The following is a 17,893-nucleotide window of genomic DNA, read 5'->3' as shown; positions in this document are numbered from 1 at the left end:
CGCGTCCTCACCGGAAAACCAGCTCCCCGACCGCCAGCAGCCGCTGCAGCACGAACGCCGGCAACACGGGTGCCGAGTCGGCGGGCCCGGGCTCGAGCTGGCTGCGAAAGCACTGCGCCGCAAGCCGTTTGCGGCTCAGCGCCCACGCGGGCAGCGGCGCCGAACGCGCCCGCTCCCACGGCACCTCCGGATCGGCCGGACGGGCCCAGTGCCACATCCAGATCGGATACTCCAGCAGCGTGGCACCCGTGCGCGCGCACGCGTCGGCCGCCGCACGGCCGACCGCCTCGTGGTCGGGATGCCCGTCGCCCCGCCAGGTCGCCGCGCACCAGGTCCCGGGCGGCGCACCGTCCAGGATGTGTGCCAGCGCATCGGCGAGCTCACCCTCGTGGTCGGCCAGGCGGCCGTCGGGCAGGCCCAGCGACATCGGCGGGGGAATCCCCAAAATGCCTGTCGCCCTCCGCAGTTCGTGCCTACGGGTGGCCTCCAGGCGAAGCCGCTCGGACGGCGGGGCGCCGGGCCGGGCGGCCCCGCCGTCGCTGACCGACACCACCCGGACGTCGGTGCCCGCGGCGACCAGTTGCGCGATCGTCGCACCCAGGCCGAGGGTCTCGTCTTCGGGATGGGGCGCGACGACCACCAGGCCCGGGCAGCCGCCCAGGTCCAGGGGCGGCGGGGCGCCCCGGTCGAGGGCGGCCAGCCAGATCGGCACCGGGGTGCCGCCGCGGGTCAGCGGCTTGGCCGCAAACCTGGGGCAATTGGTTGTCGGTATGGTCCGCACGGGTCGTCCTCAGCGCTGATCGCCCGCGAGCCGCCCGAGCTCGGCCAGGTCTCGCTCGGCGTGGCTCTGCCGTATGTAGATGCTCAAGTCCGCCACCCGCTGCGCGTGCCGGCCGTCCTGGCACAGCGGGCCCGGCCCCAGGGCGCGCCCGGTGCGGGTGATGGCCTCGTCGGCCGCGTGCTCCACGACGCTGCGGACCCGGCGCGCCTGCAGCTGGGCGGCGTCGGCCCGGTCGAACGGGTCGGCGTCGATCCGGGCCGCCGCGGCGGCCAGCATCGCATCGCCGGCGGCCAGCGCGGCGTCCACCGCACCGAGATGGGCCAGGGCGTACGCGTCCGCCGATTTGCTTCGGGCGCAACGGTATAACGGCTCGGCGACTCGGCGCGCCCCGCCGAGCCAGCACGCGGCCACGCCGATCGCGCCGTGCCAGAACCCGGGGCGGCTCAGGTAGTCACCGGGCTCGCCCACCGCGATCGCGTGGGCGTTGGTGAACTGCACCGGCCGGGTGTCGCTGCCGGCCATCCCGGCGTTCCACCACGTGGTCGGCAACGGTTTGACGGCGGGGTCGACGACCGCCACCGCGAACAGGCCCCGGCTTCCGTCTTCGAGCCGGGCGGTGACGAGCGCATTGGTGCAGAACCCGGCCCCCGAGCACCACACCTTGGTGCCGTTCAGCGTGAACGCGCCGTTCACATCGGTGGCCGTCAGCACCGAGTCCGAGGATTCGGCCGCCCAGACGCCCCACAGCTGGTCGGATTCCGGTGGCTTGCCGCCCAATTCGTGCATTATCGCGACGGCGTCGACGTGCGCCTCGGCGATCCGCGCCGCCACGATGTCCTCTTCGGCCAGGCGCGCCAGGCCTTGCCAGCGCTCGGCGGTGCGGCCCGACGCCGGCAACGCCAGCTCGAGCCGTCCCGACTCCAGCCAGTGCGCAACCAAGCCCGCCGTCACGCGCAGTCACCCGCCGATCTCCCCAGTTGCCTGAGGTAAGAGGCGAATCCGTGCGGCGCGCGGCCATTGGCCCGCGCCGATGTGGCGACCGACAATTCGGTGTCCTGGTGAACGCAATAGCCGGCGGCTTCGAAGCGCTCCACCAGATCGACGTCCTCGCCGGACTCAAGCGCATGAAACCCGCCAACGCGCCAGTACGCCCGCGCGCTGAACCCCATGTTCGCGCCGTGGACGTGACGGGCCGCGGCATCGCCGGAGAAATCGTCGGAATGGCTCCGCCAGTTGGCAACGCGCACCACGCCCAGAACCATGTCGGCGCCGAGCTCGAGCTGATGGATCAACCACCCGGGATCGACTCGGCTGTCCGCGTCGGTCGTCGCGTACCAGCACCTCGTGTCGTCGGCAAACAGCGAACGGGCATAAGCGAAACCCGCCGCCCGCGCGGCGCCGACGTTGTGCGCGTCGACGACGACGAAGTGGACGTCGGGCCCGTATTCGCCCGCCAACCTTGCGCTGTCGTCGTCGCTGTCGTCGAGAACCACCACGATCGAGACCGAGATCGGCACGCACAGCGCCGCGGTCAACACCGCCCGCAGGCATGCCGGGAGATTCGCTTTTTCGTTGTGCGCGGGAACCACCACGACGACCCGGTCATAGGCGCGCAGCGCGGGCGAGAACATACCTCGTCGATTGCCCGTTTCGCCGACCCCTAAACGGAGCTAGACGGAGGTTGCAACCCCGGCCACCGGGTATTCAACCTATCCACCATGAAACCCCCTGAGACGGACGCAAACGTGGCCGCGGGCACCGCGCGGTTGCGGGAGGCGCTGCGCGAGGCGGCCTCGGCGCTCAAGGAGAAGGGGCCCCGTTTCGCGTTGGCGGGCAGCTACGCCTTGTGGGCCTACGGCGCACCCGAACCCAGCCACGATGTGGACCTGGCGGTGACCGAGGAGGACGCCGCGGCGGCGGCCGCCACGCTGCGGGACGCCGGGTTCGCCGTCGAACATCCGCCCGAGGACTGGCTGTTCAAGGCCCGCGTCGACGACACGGTCGTGGACATTCTGCACCGGCTGAACGGCGTGCCCGTGGGGCCGGCCACCCTGGACTGCGCCGAGCTGCGCGACGTGCTGGCGATAGCGATGCCGGTGCTGCCGCCGACCATGGTGCTCGTCCAGAAGCTGCGCGCGCTGGGCGAGCATCATTGCGATTTCGCGAAACTGCTGCCGGCCGTGCGGGCGATCCGCGAGCGGCTGGACTGGGACGAGATCCGGGCGCAGACCGCCGACAACGACTACGCGGTCGCGTTCCTGGTTCTTGCCGAGCGGCTCGGGCTCACCGACTGAGGCCGACTGAAGTCCGTATCAGTGGTTACGCAGCTTGGCGACCAGCTTGTCCTTCGTCAGGCCCGAATACCCGGAGATGCCAAGCTCTTTGGCCCTCTTCTTCAATTCCGGGACCGTCCAGTCGGCGTAGGACCCGGACTTGCCGCCCTTGCGGCCCACCGAGGACTTGCCCCTGCCCCTGGCCGCATTGGAGATCCGCGCGGCCTTCTCCTTGGACTCACCCTTCTTGCGCAGATCCTGGTACATCTTTTCGTTCTTGATCGACGACCTGGGCACGATAAACCTCCTGTGCATGGACGGATGCCGTTGTCAGAATGCCCCGCACGACGGCGGTCAAACGCCGTGAAGCGTCAGGCCGGAACCGGGTCGGTCTGGCGCTGCCAGCAACGGTGTTGGGCCAGGGCGACGGCGAATTCGTCGACGAACTCCTCCGGAAGCTCGTCGGCGGCCGCCGTCGTGGTGACGACGGACCGGTCGCTGACGACGTCGGTGTCATCGGCGAGGCGCGTGTCGATGTGCGCGGCGCGCAGCAGGTCGATACCGGCGCCGTACGCGCCGATCGGTTTGAGGTGCTTGTAGGCCTCGACCACGAAATGCACCGCGTAGCCGTCGCCCGAAAGCGTCGACACGGAATCCGGTCCGCAGGCCACCACCACCGCGTCGTAGAGCACCGAGGCCATCGTGGTGAATGCCCGGTCGACGGGCAGTTCGCCGCCGGATCCGCCGCGCAGGGTGCCACCGGCGACCGGGGCCAGGACCTCGACCAGCGCGCCGCGCTGCCGCATGAGCTCGGTGAAGCGCTGCGTCCCTGCGACATCCACGCCGTCGGCGGCCAGCACCGCGACCTTGCGCGAGGCGATCGTGTCGGGGACGTCGGCGAGTTGGGACAGCGCCGGCGACTCCGGCACGTCGTCGAGCGGCTGGCTGGGCGGCTCGGGCAGCCCCAGCTTTACCGCCACCTGCCCGGCCAGGTCGTGGTCGACGCGGGCGAGCTGGCCCACCACGGCCGAACGGATGTCGGGCACCTCGACCTTGCCGAGCTCGAAGGCGAACGCGGCGACGATGTGCTCGGCCTCGACCGCCGACATGCTCTTCCAGAACATCCGCGCCTGGCTGTAGTGGTTCTCAAAAGACTTGGCGCGCTTGCGCATCGCGGCGCCGTCGATCGGTTGGGTGTAGTGACGGAACACGTCCTCGCCCGCCAGCGCCGGACACCCGCCGCCGAGGCTGTTCTTGTAGTAGCTGGACCGGCCCTGCGGGATCGAGTGCTGGCCGTAGCCGTCCTGCTGGTTGTTGCGCACCTCGGCGATCGGCCGGTTGACCGGCAGCTGCGCGAAGTTGGGACCGCCGAGGCGGATCAGCTGGGTGTCCAGGTAGGAGAAGTTGCGGAACTGCAACAACGGGTCGTTGGTGAAGTCGATCCCCGGGACCACGTTCGCGGTGTGAAACGCCACCTGCTCGGTCTCGGCGAAGAAGTTGTCCGGGTTGCGGTTCAGCACCATCTTGCCCACCGGGCGGACCGGAACCTGTTCCTCGGGAATGATTTTCGTGGCGTCCAGCAGGTCGAAGTTGAACTTGAACTCGTCGGCCTCGGCGACGAGTTGGACCCCGAGTTCCCATTCCGGGTACTGGCCCGACTCGATCGCCTCCCAGAGGTCGCGGCGGTTGTAGTCGGGGTCCTTGCCGGCGATCTTCTGGCATTCGTCCCAGATCAGCGAGTGCACTCCGAGGCGCGGCTTCCAGTGGAACTTCACGAAAGTGCCCTCCCCGCGCTCGTTCACCAGCCGGAACGTGTGCACGCCGAACCCCTGCATCATCCGGTAGCTGCGCGGCAACGCGCGGTCCGACATCAGCCACATGATCGCGTGCAGCGTCTCGGGCTGCAGCGAGACGAAGTCCCACAGCGTGTCGTGCGCCGACGCCGCCTGCGGGATCTCGTTGTGCGGCTCCGGCTTGACGGCGTGCACGAAGTCGGGAAACTTGATGCCGTCCTGGATGAAGAACACCGGGAAGTTGTTTCCCACCAGATCGTAATTGCCTTGTGCCGTATAGAATTTGGTGGCAAAGCCGCGCACGTCGCGCACGGTGTCGGCCGAGCCGCGCGACCCGGCCACCGTGGAGAAGCGGACGAACACCGGGGTCCGGGCGCCCGGCGTGGTCAGGAACTTCGCCGCGGTGTACTCGGCCAGCCAGTCGTCGTACGGTTCGAAGAAGCCGTAGGCGCCGGCACCGCGCGCGTGAACCACCCGCTCCGGTATGCGCTCGTGGTCGAAGTGGGTGATCTTCTCCCGGGCATGGAAGTCTTCCAGCAGCGTCGGTCCCCGCTCACCGGCCGTCAGCGCATCGTCGGTGTGATCGACGCGGACCCCCTGTTGCGTGGTCAGGTATCCGGTGTCGCGACGAACCCGGGACGGCTCCAGGTTCCGCTGCTTGCGATCCGGCGTGTGGTCGCTTCCCATGGGTTCCCTCCTGCATCACTGGCCCTGCATCACCGCGCGGGTGGTCCGGTCAGGTGGGGTACCACGGACAAACCGCCGCAAACTGGGAACGTCCGTGCCCTATCCACCGGCTCAGCGGTTACCTACCCTTGAGAGGGGTAGTCGAAAGTGGTGATCGAGGCGACCGACAAAGGCGGCGACCTTCGGGGCGTGGTGGCAATCGGTGCATCGGCTGGGGGAGTCGAGGCACTGTCGAAGCTGGCCGCCGGATTGTCGCCGGACGTGCCCTGCGCCTACGTGGTGACGCTGCACATTCCCCCCGGCGCACCCAGCCTGCTGGCGCGCATCATCGATCGCAATGGCCCGCTGCCCGCCGTTACCGCCCAAAATGGCGTGCGCCTGCAACCGGCACACATCTACGTCTGCAGACCCGACCATCATTTGCTGGTTGCCGACCATCGCGTGGTGCTCTCGCAGGGGCCCACCGAGAACGGACACCGGCCGGCGATCAACGCGCTGTTTCGTTCGGTGGCCCTGGCTTTCGGGCCGTATGCGATCGGGGTGCTGCTATCGGGGGTGCTCGACGACGGCGTTCTCGGCCTGGCCGCGATCCGCGCGCGCGGCGGCACCACCATCGGGCAGTCGGCCGAGGACGCCTTGTTCCCGGCGCTGCCGGCCAACGCGCGCAACGCCGGCGTGCTGGATCGAGAGACCCCGGCGGCCGGCATCGGCGCTGTCCTCAAGGAGTTGTCGCATCGAGAGATCGAGGTGCTGAACATGGAGCCGGACGCCGCTATGGAGCTCGAGAACCGCATCGCCATGAAGGCGCGCTTCTCCACCGACTTCGAAGCCGAACAACTCGGCGCCCCATCGGGCTACACCTGCCCGGATTGCAATGGGTCGTTGGTGTCGATCAGCGAGGGCCACTTTCGCTGCCGCGTCGGTCACGCCTGGACGGCCGACGCCCTGCTCGCCGCGCGCGACGAGGAGGTCGAGGGTGCATTGTGGGTCGCCCTGCGCAGCCTCCAGGAGAAGGCCAAACTGGCCCGGCGCCTGGCCGACAGAACGAGCCCCGGCCTGCTCTGCCGCCATTACACCGCCCTGGCCGAAGAAACCGAACAGGCGTTAGCGGTGCTTAGCGAGAGGTTATCGGGCGTCGGCCCGCCCCGCGGTCAGGCCGATGACTGACATCGGCCCGTCCATTCACGTCGCCGTGGAACGCCGTCACGACGTGACGTTCGTGACCGTCACCGGCGAACTCGACGCGAGTACGTATCGCGGCCTGCGCGACGCCATCATCAAGGCCGCCCTGGACGAGCCGCGCGCTGTGATCGTGGACGTCAACCAGCTGTTCGTGCCGTCCGATTCGGCATGGTCGGTGTTCACCAGCGCCCGCTGGCACGTCAGCACCTGGCCGGACGTACCGATCTTGCTGGTGTGCGAGCCGGGGCGATCGTTGCGGGCCATCACCGCCCGGGGGGTCTCCCGGTATGTGCCGGTCTATCCGACCCGCGGATGCGCGCTCGACGCGGCCAACGACCGGTCGTTGCCGATCCGGCGGCGGGCGCGCGCGCAGCTTTCGGACACCCGGGTCAGCGTCGGCCTCGCCCGCGCCATGGTCACCGACTGGCTCACCAAATGGGACAAGGGTGAGCTGATTCCGACGGCGACCACGGTGGCGACGGTCTTCGTCGAAAACGTCCTCGAGCACACCGACAGCACGCCCGCGTTGATCGTCGAGAACTACGACGACACCGTCACCGTCGCGGTCGAGGACGACAGCGACCGACAGCCGGCCCTGCACGAAGATCCCGATCGTGGCGCCGACATAGTGTCGGGCCTGGCCATCGTGGCTGCGCTTTGCCGGGTGTGGGGGAGCACCCCGACGTCGTCGGGCAAGACGGTGTGGGCACTGGTCGGTCGCGAAAACCGGCTTTAGCAGCGCGGGTAGTGTGCAAGTCGTTCGGCAAGCACAATTCGAGCGGACCTGCATGGAAGACACCACCGACGAGTCCTTCGAGGCTCTCCTGCGCTATATGCGGGATTCCCGCGGCTTCGACTTCACCGGCTACAAACGCACGTCGCTGATGCGCCGCGTCCGGCATCGGATGGATCAGGCCGGATACACCTCGTACGAGGAATATCTCGACGTTCTGCAGGCCAGCTCCGACGAATTCACGGCCCTGTTCAACACCATCCTCATCAACGTCACCTCGTTCTTCCGCGACCCGGAAGCCTGGGAGTTCATCAGCGCCGAGGTCATTCCGCGGATGCTCGCCGAGCGCGGTCCCGACGACCCGATCCGGGTGTGGAGCGCCGGGTGCGCGTCCGGGCAGGAGGCCTACACGCTGGCCATGTTGCTGGCCGAGGCGCTGGGGCCGGACGGTTTCCGGCAGCGAGTCAAGATCTACGCCACCGACATCGACGAGGATGCGCTCGCCGAGGCGCGCACCGCCGCCTACGACGCCAAGGCCGTCGAGTCTGTGCCGCAGGATCTGTTGCAGCGCTATTTCGAGAAGGTCAACGGCCGCTACGTATTTCGCAAAGACCTGCGGCGCGCGATCATCTTCGGCCGCAACGACCTCGTCAAGGATGCGCCGATATCCCGCGTCGACCTGCTGGTGTGCCGCAATACCCTGATGTACCTGAATGCCGAGACCCAGCGAAACGTCTTGGGCCGCTTGCATTTCGCGCTTGGACCGCAGGGCACGCTGTTCCTCGGCCACGCCGAGATGCTGCTCAGCTACGGGGACAGGTTCACCCCGCTGAACCTGAAGAACCGGATTTTCCGCAAGGTGCTCGGAACACACAGCGGCGTGCAGCGTTACGACCCGGCCGCGGCGTTCTACGATCGGCACGGTGAGTTACCGGGGCTGATGACGGTGCGCGAGCTGGCTTTTCGCGCCAGCCCGGTGGCCCAGATCGTCGTCACCGGCGAGGACACCGTCGCGATGATCAACCAGCAGGCCGAGAGCATCTTCGGTCTCTCGGCGCGCGACATCGGCCGGCTGCTGCGTGACCTGGAAGTGTCCTATCGTCCGGTGGAACTGCGCGCCTACCTGGAACAGGCCAAGATAGAGCGGCGTTCGGCGCGGATTCCAGACGTCAAATGGCAGCGGCCCGGTGCCGAGACGGTGTGGTTCGAGATCCACATCAATCCCCTCATCGACGCCGAAAACGGCCTGCTCGGCGTGTCGATCGTGTTCTTCGACGTCACCGCGACGCGAGCCCTGCTGGACAAGGTCGTGCAGACCAACCGCCAGCTCGAGGCGGCCTACGAAGAGCTGCAATCCACCAACGAGGAACTCGAGACCACCAACGAGGAATTGCAGTCCACGGTCGAGGAACTCGAGACCACCAACGAGGAGCTGCAGTCCACCAACGAAGAACTCGAGACGATGAACGAGGAGCTGCAGTCCACCAACGACGAACTGCACACCATCAACGAGACGCTGCACGAGCGCAGCGTGGAACTCGACGACACCAAGAACTTCCTTGATTCGTTGATCAACTCGGTCCGCCTGGGAATGGTCGTGGTGGACCGCGAAATGACCGTCGTCGTGTGGAATCGGGGGTGCGAAGACCTCTGGGGGCTGCGGGCCGACGAGACGACGGGCACCAGGCTGACCGAACTGGATATCGGGCTGCCGCTGGACGAGGTGCGGCCCTTGATCGGCAACGCGTTCGTCGATTCGGACGGCTCCGGGGAAGCGGTGGTGGACGCGGTCACCCGGCGTGGCCGCTCCGCTCGGGTGCGCGTGACGTGCACATCGTTCCGCTCGAGCGAGGGAACCATCGGCGGTGCGCTGCTGCTGATGGAGGTTGTGGCCTAAAGCGTGCGCCTAAAGCGCGTCCGGCCTGCGGTCAGCGCCCCCACTCCGCGGCCGCCCGCGAGGCCGCCTGGTGGGCCAGCTGCGCGCGGCGCAACCCCTCCTGGGCCCTGCGTCGCGCGATCGCGACGGTCTCCGCGCTGGCGCCGATTCCCGAGGCCAGGTCCTGCCGCCTGCGCCGCAGTTCGGCCGCGCGCAGCCGGGCGGTTTCGGCGCGGCCGGCCGGGCTGTTCGGGGTGGGGTTCGGCGAGAGCCGGGTCCGGCCGTCGCGCTGCTCTGCGGCGACGTGACCCCGCTCCATCGGCCCCGCTGCCGTCGGCGCCGTCCCGGTGCCCGACGCCACGCGGGCGGCCTGTTCCTCGCTACGCGCCCGCGGTTCCGGCCTGCCCGGGGGCCCGCCCGCGACGATCTCGCCCAGGGTGCGGCCGATCTCGTAAATCGGCAGCACCATATCCGCGCCGGCTTCCACCGCCGCGAGCGGCATGGACGGATAGTCGGCGGTGTCAGGGCTCTGCGCGATCACGATCGCGCCCGCCCGGCCCATCGCCGCGGTGCCCATGGCCCCGTCGCGGCCGGACCCGGTCAACACCACGGCCACCGCGCGAGGTCCGTACGATCCGGCTACCGATTTCAGCAGCGCGTCGAAGGGACGGTCGCCTCGTTCCGACACCTTGTGCAGGCGGCAGGAACCGTCCGGCCCCAGTTCCATGTGCATTTCCGGCGGGCACACGATCACCTGGCCGGGCTCGACGAACTGCCCGTCGAGGGCCCATGCGACGCGATGGTTGGTGGACCTGCCCAGGATCGTGGGCAGCACGCTGGAATGGCCGCCCAGGTGTTGCTGCACGACGACGGCGGCGGGAAACTCTCTCGGCAGATCGTGCAGCACGATCGACAGCGCGTCCAAGCCGCCCGCCGAAGCGAGCAGAACCACCAGCTCAACTCGTGGACGCCGCGCTTGGGCCGCCATCTCATCAGTGTCCACCCGGCGGCGGCCGTGCCGCAGTCCTTGCAGCGAACCGCTCCCGCGCGGGCCCCGCGGGTATCCACCATGCGAAGTGCCGGGGACGCCCGACGAAACACGGAAAGCGCCCGCCAGTTTCGGCCGGCATGGGCTCGGGTACGCACTCGCTTGCATGGGGAACAACCCGCTTGCGACAACGCAATACCCGAAGGGAGCTTCCACGAGATCCGAGGGGAGCTGAGATGAAGCTCGCGCTCGTCAGCGGTGACGACGTCGTCGGTGAGGACCCGATGCGGCTGTGCGCCGCGCTGGCCGCCCGGGGGCAGGATGTCACCGCCTACGTCCGGCAAACCGATCAGCCGCCCCCGGAAGGGGCCCCCGACGGGACCTGCCGGGCCGTCGGGATCCGGGTCGGTCCCCCCAGCGCCCGCAAGGATGCCGACCTTTTGCCGTTCGTCGGTGAGTGGGCGGCCACCCTCGAGCGGCTCTGGTCGTCGGACCGGCCGGACATCGTGCACGCGCACGGGTGGCTGGGTGGCCTGGCAGCCCAACTGGCCGCGCGGCGGCAGAAGCTACCGACGGTTCAGACGTTCCAGGACCTGGCCCTGACGTCGCCGCCCCGAACCGCCGCCCGCCGGCGCAAGGTCACCGAACGCGAGCGCCTCGAGCCGCTGTTGGCCCGCAACGCGGACTGGGTGACCGTCGAGAGCAGTGCCGACGTGGACCCGCTGGCCAGGTTGCGTCATGGCCGGGCGCGGGTGTCCGTCCTGGCGAGCGGGGTCGACGTCGAGCAATTCACTTCCGTGGGGCCGGCGCTCGAGCGCACCGACCGCCACCGCGTGCTGTGCCTGGCACCGAATCCCTTGCCGGGCAACGGATTCGACATCGCGATCCGGGTGATGCCCAAGGTCCCGGACGCGGAGCTCGTCATCGCGGAAACCGACGCGACCGACCGAAACCACAGCAAGGCGCGCAACGGCCTCAAACACCTCGCCGCGGAATTGGGCGTGGCCGACCGGGTGCGCTTCGCCGGCACCCTCGGCGGCGACGAACTGTCGATGCTGCTGCGCTCCGCCGACGTCCTCGCGTGCGCGCCGCGCCGCCCGCCGCGCCCCGCCCCGGCGCTGGCGGCCATGGCCAGTGGCGTGGCGGTGGTCGCGCTGCCCGTGGGCGTCCTGGCCGACGTCGTCATCGATTCGGTGACCGGAGTCCTGGCGGGTAACCCGCACGAATTCGCCGCGTCCTTGAGAAGCCTTCTGGCACAACAATTTCAGTGCCAGAGCATGGGCTCGGCGGGGCGCAGCCGGGCGCTGTCACGCTTCACCTGGGACCGGATCGCCCTTGACGCGCTGAACATCTACCGGCAGGTCGGTTCGCAACGCTCGCCGGCGCCATCGCTGCAGGGCGCGCGGTAGCCGCGTGGGCGATATCGGCGGCTTGCCCTTTGGCGTTGTAGGCTTTACTAGGCCCCGATGCCGACCCCCACGATGACGAGCATCACCGAAACCCCAGCCCCCGGCCCCGCCATGAGCCCCGCCGGTGACGTCAACGCGATCCACGTCGACCTCCACGCCGTGAACCATGCCCGTGCCCGCGATCCCGGCGGGATGCATGGCCCCGCCGCGATCCGCTACGAGCAATTCCGCACCAGCGAGCCGGACGCCGCGCGTCGTTTCTTCGCCGACGCCTACCGGCCGGGCTGGCAGGTCACCGGGCTCGTGCGGGGCTCGGCCGTCGTGCACCGCCGGTGCGAAACGGGCTCGATGACCTTCGACGAGGTGATGGTCCAGGGCCGAATGGTGTGCAAGGTCCCGCCCGCGGACTCCGTCCTGGTGATCCAGCCGCGCGCGGGATCGCTGACCGTGACGGGCGGGCCGTTGCCGATTGCCGACTGCCCGCTGCTGGTGGCCCACGGCATGTCCTGCGTGATGCAGGTGAACGCGGCCCGGTTCGACGTCGTCGGCATCGGGGCGGACGTGTTGCACAAGGTCGCCGCGGACCGCCTTACCCCGTTGCCGCAGCACATTCAGTTCCTCAGCTGGCGCCCGCGCTCGCGCGCCGCGGTGCGAGCCTGGCACCGGGCGCTGGACTACGTGACCGCCACCTTCGCTTCCGCGGACACCGCCCAGCAACCGCTGCTCGCCGCCGCGGCGGCCCCCCTGCTGGCTACGGCGCTGCTCGAGTGCTACCCGTCGAACGTGACCGCGCAGCAGGACCTGCTGAGCGATCCCGCGGTGCCGGACACACTCAAGGACGCGGTGAAGTTCATCCACCGCAACGCCGCCGGTGACGTCGGCGTCGCCGATGTCGCGGCCGCGGTGCATCTCACGCCCAGGGCCGTGCAATACCTGTTCCGCCAGCGGCTCGATACGACTCCGACCGAATACCTGCGCCGGGTCCGGCTGCACCGCGCGCATCAGGAGCTGACGAGCGGCGACCGGACCGCGACCACGGTCACCGAGGTCGCGCAGCGCTGGGGCTTCGCCCACACGGGCCGGTTCGCGGTGCTGTACCGGCAGGCCTACGGCCAGAGCCCACACACCACGCTCAAACAGTGAGCTTCCGCGCAGATCGCTTCGCCCCCGGGACAATAGCGGCGACAAGCGAAGCGGTCGAGCCGCGAAACGAAATCTGCCGCCGCCGCCCAGCCGCCTCGGCGCGGTCCGAAATCGCTTGTGCGACTGGTCATTTGCGGCCATCCGGCGGTGTGCGTGGCCCCGGTCGGGCCGCTCGCCGTGCCCGCCCGGCGTACGCTGTACCTCACGTTGAGTTGATGGGGCGCGGCCCATGGCAGCCTTACCAGCGCGCTTGCGCTGTCCGATCGATTGCGCCGGCGCGCAACTGTGCATTCACGCGCGCAGCCTGGCCACGGTTGTGCGCGTCGACGGCGACATCGACGCTGCCAACGCCGCCCTGGTGGCCCGGGTGATCCGCCGCGTCTCGCGGCAGCAGGCCCCGCTGATCCTCGACCTGTGTCACCTGGACTTCCTCGATGTAGCCGGTCTTCGGGCACTGATCGCCGTCAACCGCGAGAACCAGGAAGCCGAGCGGCTCTGCGAGGTGGTCGCCGGCCCGACGCTGCGCCGGCTCACCCGGGTGGTGGCCGACCACGGCCTGCCGATCGTCGATTCGGTTCCGGAGGCCCTGCAGCTCGTCGAGGACGCGGTCGGCGCACGCTCCTAAGCCGGCGGAAATTCCCTGGGGCGCAGGCGAGTTAGCTCCTCGGCGGGTGCCCGGCTACCATGTGCTGATGGTCGAGATTCACTTGGAACGCACGATCGCGGCGCCGGTGGACCGGGTCTTCGACTGGCTGGCCGACCCGCTCAACCTGACCGCCGCCCCCCTGGCGCTGCGGGCCGGTTGGGCGAAGGACTCGCCACCGCCCGGCGCGGGCGCGGTGCGCGAGGTGGTCGGCGTCGGCACCTGGTTTCGCGAGGAGATCACGGCCTACGATCGGCCGCACAGCTACTCCTACCTCATCGTCCGGTCGTTCCCCCCGTTCAACCACGAGGGCGGGACGCTGACGTTCACCGCCGCCGACGGCGGCACCCACGTCGACTGGCTGAGCCACTACACCCATCCGGCGCGGGCCGGGGGCAGGGTGCTGGAGGCGATCAGCTATCGGGTGCTGCGTTCCAGCTTCCTCGCGGTCCTCGACGGCTGCGCGAAGGCGCTGGAGCGTTAACCGCCCAGCCGGCGCATCAATTGGGCCGCGGCGTGACGGCCGCTGAGCACGGCGCCGGTCACGGTGGCCGGATTGCTGACGCCGACGGCCTCACCCGCCAGGTACAGCCGGTCGCCGATCGCCTCCTGCAGCCGCCGCCGGTCGTCGAGGCCGGAGCCGGGCGCGTGGAACGAGTAGGCGCCGCGGGCGTAGGGGTCGGCTGCCCAGGCCGACGTCGCGACCTCGACCGGCGAGGCGTCGTCGCCGAACAGTTGCCGCGCGACCGGCAGCGCGCTGGCCATCACATCCCTCGGCGAGGACGACTCCACCCAGCGGCCGCGGTCACCGGCGTTGAACGCCAACACAATCGGGCCCGTGGCGCGCGGCAGGACGAACCACTGCGACCATGCGCCGGGGTCGGTCCCGAGGAACAGGTAGAAGGCGCTCTCCGCGTCCCAGCTGCGCCGGGCGAAGCGGAAATAGCTCTTGGACAGCACGCCGAATCCGAGCGCCTTCACCGCGCTGGTGTGCCCGTCGGGAAGCGGCGGGTCGAACGCGATGGCACCGGATTTCAGCACGCCGAGCGAAACGGTGACGATCGCGGCGGGTCCCTCGAAGGAGCGGTCCTTCGTCCGCACGACGACGGAGCCGTCCCGTCGCGCGATCGCGGTCACCGGGGCGTTCAGCACGATCTGGAGCCCGTCGGCCAGCAGCCGCGGCAGCGCATCGTAGCCGCTGGTGATCACCTCCTGGTCGCCGCCGGCGTACTCGCCCATGTCAAATGTCTTGGCGGACAGTTGATCCGCGCCCGCGGCGTACTCGTCCTCGATCTCGCTGGCGATGTAGAAGTTCAGCTGGGCGCAATCGGAATCCGAAAGGCCGGCCGCCGCGGCGTCGACGGCGGCGCGCAGGCTCCCCCCGTCGACCCGGTCGCGGGCCCGTTCGACGAACTCGCCCCAGCGCCCCGGGCGATAGTCCAGGGGCGGCAGTCGCGGGTCGACCGCGAGCTTCGCCCACCCGTGATAGTCGGTCGGAACAAGCTGTGCCCGCGCCCGTTGCGCCAGATCCATCAGCGGGTTGTCGGTCGTGCCGTGGATCCAGGACGCGCCCATCTCGAGCGGGGTGCCCCAATCGCGGTTGGTGTCCACCCTGCCGCCGATGCGGGCGCGGGCCTCGATCACGCGCACCGGCCACCCCGCGTCGGCGAGGGCGCGCGCGGCGGCCAGGCCGGCCATCCCCGCGCCGACGACGAGGACCGATTTGGTGTCCGGCGGCGGCGCCGGTGGTGGCTCCGGGTCCGGCGCGCAGGCGGCCGCCAGCCCCCCGCCGACCACGCCCGTCGTGGCCGCGAAAAACTCCCGACGCGACATCGGGGCCACGATGGCCAGCGTCTCACACCCCGTCCGGCGGGGCCCGCTTTGGCACGGCGATTGTTGGACGGCCGTCCGGAAATTCGCGGCGTGTATTGGGCCGATTCGGTCCGCTTCGTCGTTGACCGCGGGTAAACTCGCCACATCCAGCGTGCGGCGACGGTGCCGTGTTCGAGGGGGGTGCAGCGATGAGCGCTCGGCGATCGACCCGCATGGCCAACCGGCTGCCCGACGCACTGCCCCCGAGCCGCACGCTGACCGTCCGCGCGGCCGACGGCACCCCGCTGCACGCGGAGGTGTTCGGGCCGCCCGACGGCTATCCCATCGTTTTGACGCACGGCATCACCTGCGCCATTCGCGCATGGTCGTACCAGATCGCGGACCTGTCCACCGACTATCGGGTGATCGCGTTCGACCATCGCGGCCACGGCCGAAGCGGGGTCCCGCGGCGTGGCGGCTACAGCCTCAAACACCTTGCGTCCGACCTGGATTCGGTGCTGGAGGCGACGCTGGCGCCGCACGAGCGGGCCGTGCTGGCCGGGCACTCGATGGGCGGCATCACCATCGCCGCGTGGTCGGCGCGCTACCGGCACAAGGTTCATCGGCGCGCCGACGCGGTCGCGCTGATCAACACCACCACCGGCGACCTGGTGCGCGAGGTGAAGCTGCTGTCGGTGCCGAGTGAGTTGCGCCGGTTCTCCGAGGCCCGGGTCCTGGCCGCGCGGGGACTGATCGGCGCGTTCGGCGGGTTTCCGCTGCCGAAGGTGACCCGGATGCCCAGCCGCCACATCATCGCGATGCTGGCGGTCGGCAGGGACGCCGACCCGAGCGCCGCGCGGCTGATCCACGAGCTGTTCGCCCAGACGGCGCCGGCCGGGCGCGGCGGCTGCGCGAAGATGCTCGTCGACGCGCTGGGGTCGCGGTACCTCGATCTGGACGGTTTGACCGTGCCCACCCTGGTCATCGGCAGCGAGCGCGATCGGCTGACGCCGATCGGCCAGTCCCGCAGGATCGCCCGCACGGCGCCCAACGTCGTCGGCCTCGTCGAACTGCCCGGCGGCCACTGCTCGATGCTGGAACATCCCCGAGAGGTCAACGGCCGGCTGCGGGCACTCGCCGAATCGGCGGCCGACGTCGGGATCCGGCGGATCAGCTCCTAGCAGTTCAGCTCACAGCAACCGGGCGGCGATCTCGGCGGCCGCCCGCTGGCCGGACCGCACGGCGCCGTCGAGAAACCCGGTCCACTCGTCCGCGGTCTCGGTGCCGGCCCAGTGAATCGGCCCGACCGGCTCGCGCAACCACGGCCCGTATCGCGTCCACGACCCCGGCGGCACCGCGGCCGTCGGGCCTCCCGGAGCGAAATCCTCTGTGCCCCAACGGTGGTCGACATAGTCGAGGGGCTTGAGCGCGTCGTCGCCGAACAGCTGGGCGAAGCAGCGCAACGCGTCGCGGCGGCGCTGGTCGGTGGGCAGCGAGTCGAACGCGCGGGCGTCGACGAAACCCATCAGGATGCCCGGCCCGTCGGCGTCCGGGCTGACGTCGAAGGTGATGAACACCGGGCCCTTGTCGGACAGCGCCTGACCCGAGAACCCGTCGTTGCGCCAGAACGGCGTGGAGTAGGCCGCGTAGGCCTTGCTGAGCCGGCCCTGGGGCCAATGCTTGGCGAGTTCGGTGTACTCGGCCGGCAGCGGGGGAGCGAATTCGATGGAGGCGCGATGGGCCGGGGGGATGGCCACGATGACGAACCCGGCCTCGGTCTGGCCGCGATCGGAGAAGACCGTCACGCCCCCACCGTGCCGATCGATCCGCCACACCGGCGCGTTGAGGATCACCCGGGTGCCCAGTTCGGCGGCCGCCGCCTCGGCGATCTGCTGGGTGCCGCCGGGGAAACGATCCTGCTGGGCGCCGTTTTCGACGTCGAGCAGCCGGTCCAGGCCGCCGGCGGCGTGCGTGTAGCGCGCTGCGTGCAGCATCGACACGTCGTCGGGCTCGCACCCCCAGGTCACCCGGGACACGATGGCCAGCAGGTCGCGGGACGAGGCGGTGGCGCGCACCGAACGCAACCAGTCGCCGAGCGACAGGCCGTCGAGTTCGCGGGCGCGGCGCGCGTCCCAGGGTGCCGCCAGCGGGATGCTGCGGGCGATTCGGTCGAATTGCCAACGCAACCGGCCGATGTCGATCAGCCCGGTCAGCGAAAGCTTGGGGATGGTGCCGCGGTAGGACTTTGCCCAGCCGCGCCAGTGGATGACGTTCTTGCCGTCATGGTGGGTCGGGGTGGTCGCGACGTCGAGCTCGGACGCCAGCGCCAGGACAGCGTCCTGGGTCGGGCCGACGAACGTGCCGCCCAGGTCGGCGGGCAGTCCGGCGACGCTTCCGGTGAACGAGCGCCCGCCGACGCGGTCGCGGCCCTCGAAGACCACCACGTCATGGCCCTGTCGCGTGAGCTCGCGGGCCGCGGTCAACCCGGCAAAGCCAGCGCCCACCACGACGACGTCGACAATCCGCGGCGGGTCTGTCACGTCCCCTAGTCAACCGCATTTCACCGACTCGTA

17 protein-coding genes are annotated in these 17,893 nt (G+C 69.9%); 9 read left to right on the top strand and 8 right to left on the bottom strand.

All coding sequences use genetic code 11. The features are described from left to right. Nucleotides 1–7: 7 nt before the first annotated feature. The 3 genes from OQ968_RS12745 to OQ968_RS12735 are packed head-to-tail and all read right to left on the bottom strand — an operon-like array spanning nt 8 to nt 2,412. Complete coding sequence (locus OQ968_RS12745) at nt 8–781, bottom strand: PIG-L family deacetylase (RefSeq protein WP_324678273.1); 774 nt, start codon at nt 779–781, stop codon at nt 8–10. 9 nt (nt 782–790) lie between these two features. Next, complete coding sequence (locus tag OQ968_RS12740) at nt 791–1,732, bottom strand: acyl-CoA dehydrogenase family protein (RefSeq protein ID WP_324678271.1); 942 nt, start codon at nt 1,730–1,732, stop codon at nt 791–793. Beyond that, the gene (locus OQ968_RS12735) at nt 1,729–2,412 is read right to left on the bottom strand and encodes a glycosyltransferase (RefSeq protein ID WP_324678269.1); all 684 of its coding nucleotides are present in this window, start codon (nt 2,410–2,412) and stop codon (nt 1,729–1,731) included. The genes OQ968_RS12740 and OQ968_RS12735 overlap by 4 nt, the downstream gene beginning before the upstream one ends. Nucleotides 2,413–2,499: 87 nt before the next feature. Between OQ968_RS12735 and OQ968_RS12730 the strand changes: the two genes are divergently transcribed. Continuing rightward, nucleotides 2,500–3,075: a nucleotidyltransferase gene (locus OQ968_RS12730; protein WP_324678267.1), complete on the top strand. Its 576-nt coding sequence runs from the start codon at nt 2,500–2,502 to the stop codon at nt 3,073–3,075. 18 nt (nt 3,076–3,093) lie between these two features. Here the strand turns inward: OQ968_RS12730 and OQ968_RS12725 are convergent, their stop codons facing one another. Then, nucleotides 3,094–3,351, bottom strand: a complete 258-nt coding sequence (locus OQ968_RS12725; protein WP_324678265.1) for a DUF7218 family protein — start codon at nt 3,349–3,351, stop codon at nt 3,094–3,096. A 74-nt stretch (nt 3,352–3,425) separates the two neighbouring features. Then, nucleotides 3,426–5,534, bottom strand: a complete 2,109-nt coding sequence (locus OQ968_RS12720) for a catalase (RefSeq protein WP_324678263.1) — start codon at nt 5,532–5,534, stop codon at nt 3,426–3,428. A gap of 147 nt (nt 5,535–5,681) precedes the next feature. On the opposite strand from OQ968_RS12720, the gene OQ968_RS12715 reads away from it, so the two are divergent. From OQ968_RS12715 to OQ968_RS12705, 3 genes are read left to right on the top strand one after another with little or no spacing between them, the layout of a single operon-like run. Continuing rightward, nucleotides 5,682–6,701: a chemotaxis protein CheB gene (locus OQ968_RS12715; protein WP_324678261.1), complete on the top strand. Its 1,020-nt coding sequence runs from the start codon at nt 5,682–5,684 to the stop codon at nt 6,699–6,701. Then, nucleotides 6,694–7,452 (top strand): STAS domain-containing protein, encoded by a 759-nt coding sequence (locus OQ968_RS12710; RefSeq protein ID WP_324678259.1) that lies wholly within the window; start codon nt 6,694–6,696, stop codon nt 7,450–7,452. The genes OQ968_RS12715 and OQ968_RS12710 overlap by 8 nt, the downstream gene beginning before the upstream one ends. 52 nt (nt 7,453–7,504) lie before the next feature. After that, entirely contained in the window at nt 7,505–9,346 is a 1,842-nt protein-coding gene (locus tag OQ968_RS12705) for a CheR family methyltransferase (protein WP_324678257.1), read from the top strand. A gap of 31 nt (nt 9,347–9,377) precedes the next feature. Here the strand turns inward: OQ968_RS12705 and OQ968_RS12700 are convergent, their stop codons facing one another. Continuing rightward, nucleotides 9,378–10,313 (bottom strand): chemotaxis protein CheB, encoded by a 936-nt coding sequence (locus tag OQ968_RS12700; RefSeq protein WP_324678255.1) that lies wholly within the window; start codon nt 10,311–10,313, stop codon nt 9,378–9,380. A gap of 236 nt (nt 10,314–10,549) precedes the next feature. Here OQ968_RS12700 and OQ968_RS12695 point away from each other — a divergent pair, with 236 nt between their 5' ends. From OQ968_RS12695 to OQ968_RS12680, 4 genes are all read left to right on the top strand, one after another. Then, nucleotides 10,550–11,722, top strand: coding sequence for a glycosyltransferase (locus OQ968_RS12695; protein WP_324678253.1), 1,173 nt, complete (start codon nt 10,550–10,552; stop codon nt 11,720–11,722). A 57-nt stretch (nt 11,723–11,779) separates the two neighbouring features. After that, the gene (locus OQ968_RS12690) at nt 11,780–12,865 is read left to right on the top strand and encodes a helix-turn-helix domain-containing protein (RefSeq protein WP_324678251.1); all 1,086 of its coding nucleotides are present in this window, start codon (nt 11,780–11,782) and stop codon (nt 12,863–12,865) included. Between the two features lie 229 nt (nt 12,866–13,094). Beyond that, entirely contained in the window at nt 13,095–13,490 is a 396-nt protein-coding gene (locus OQ968_RS12685; protein ID WP_324678249.1) for an STAS domain-containing protein, read from the top strand. A 67-nt stretch (nt 13,491–13,557) separates the two neighbouring features. Beyond that, nucleotides 13,558–13,992: an SRPBCC family protein gene (locus tag OQ968_RS12680; protein WP_324678247.1), complete on the top strand. Its 435-nt coding sequence runs from the start codon at nt 13,558–13,560 to the stop codon at nt 13,990–13,992. Here OQ968_RS12680 and OQ968_RS12675 read toward each other — a convergent pair. Beyond that, nucleotides 13,989–15,341 carry a flavin monoamine oxidase family protein gene (locus OQ968_RS12675; RefSeq protein ID WP_420715901.1) on the bottom strand — a complete coding sequence of 451 codons (1,353 nt, stop codon included), beginning with the start codon at nt 15,339–15,341 and terminating at the stop codon, nt 13,989–13,991. The genes OQ968_RS12680 and OQ968_RS12675 overlap by 4 nt on opposite strands. Before the next feature lie 188 nt (nt 15,342–15,529). On the opposite strand from OQ968_RS12675, the gene OQ968_RS12670 reads away from it, so the two are divergent. Further along, entirely contained in the window at nt 15,530–16,501 is a 972-nt protein-coding gene (locus OQ968_RS12670) for an alpha/beta hydrolase (RefSeq protein ID WP_324678243.1), read from the top strand. Nucleotides 16,502–16,510: 9 nt separating this feature from the next. Here the strand turns inward: OQ968_RS12670 and OQ968_RS12665 are convergent, their stop codons facing one another. Continuing rightward, complete coding sequence (locus OQ968_RS12665; RefSeq protein ID WP_324678241.1) at nt 16,511–17,860, bottom strand: flavin monoamine oxidase family protein; 1,350 nt, start codon at nt 17,858–17,860, stop codon at nt 16,511–16,513. Nucleotides 17,861–17,893 lie beyond the last annotated feature (33 nt).

The sequence above is a fragment of the Mycobacterium sp. 663a-19 genome (assembly GCF_035616495.1).
GTDB lineage: Bacteria > Actinomycetota > Actinomycetes > Mycobacteriales > Mycobacteriaceae > Mycobacterium.
This window is presented reverse-complemented; position numbering and strand designations above follow the sequence as displayed.

Excerpts from the sequence above, each read along its gene's own strand:
- OQ968_RS12735 (WP_324678269.1), bottom strand. The coding sequence starts at position 2,412 with ATGTTCTCGCCCGCGCTGCGCGCCTATGACCGGGTCGTCGTGGTGGTT.
- OQ968_RS12730 (WP_324678267.1), top strand. The coding sequence starts at position 2,500 with ATGAAACCCCCTGAGACGGACGCAAACGTGGCCGCGGGCACCGCGCGG.
- OQ968_RS12720 (WP_324678263.1), bottom strand. The coding sequence starts at position 5,534 with ATGGGAAGCGACCACACGCCGGATCGCAAGCAGCGGAACCTGGAGCCG.
- OQ968_RS12710 (WP_324678259.1), top strand. The coding sequence starts at position 6,694 with ATGACTGACATCGGCCCGTCCATTCACGTCGCCGTGGAACGCCGTCAC.
- OQ968_RS12705 (WP_324678257.1), top strand. The coding sequence starts at position 7,505 with ATGGAAGACACCACCGACGAGTCCTTCGAGGCTCTCCTGCGCTATATG.
- OQ968_RS12700 (WP_324678255.1), bottom strand. The coding sequence starts at position 10,313 with ATGGCGGCCCAAGCGCGGCGTCCACGAGTTGAGCTGGTGGTTCTGCTC.
- OQ968_RS12695 (WP_324678253.1), top strand. The coding sequence starts at position 10,550 with ATGAAGCTCGCGCTCGTCAGCGGTGACGACGTCGTCGGTGAGGACCCG.
- OQ968_RS12690 (WP_324678251.1), top strand. The coding sequence starts at position 11,780 with ATGCCGACCCCCACGATGACGAGCATCACCGAAACCCCAGCCCCCGGC.
- OQ968_RS12685 (WP_324678249.1), top strand. The coding sequence starts at position 13,095 with ATGGCAGCCTTACCAGCGCGCTTGCGCTGTCCGATCGATTGCGCCGGC.
- OQ968_RS12680 (WP_324678247.1), top strand. The coding sequence starts at position 13,558 with ATGGTCGAGATTCACTTGGAACGCACGATCGCGGCGCCGGTGGACCGG.
- OQ968_RS12675 (WP_420715901.1), bottom strand. The coding sequence starts at position 15,341 with ATGTCGCGTCGGGAGTTTTTCGCGGCCACGACGGGCGTGGTCGGCGGG.
- OQ968_RS12670 (WP_324678243.1), top strand. The coding sequence starts at position 15,530 with ATGAGCGCTCGGCGATCGACCCGCATGGCCAACCGGCTGCCCGACGCA.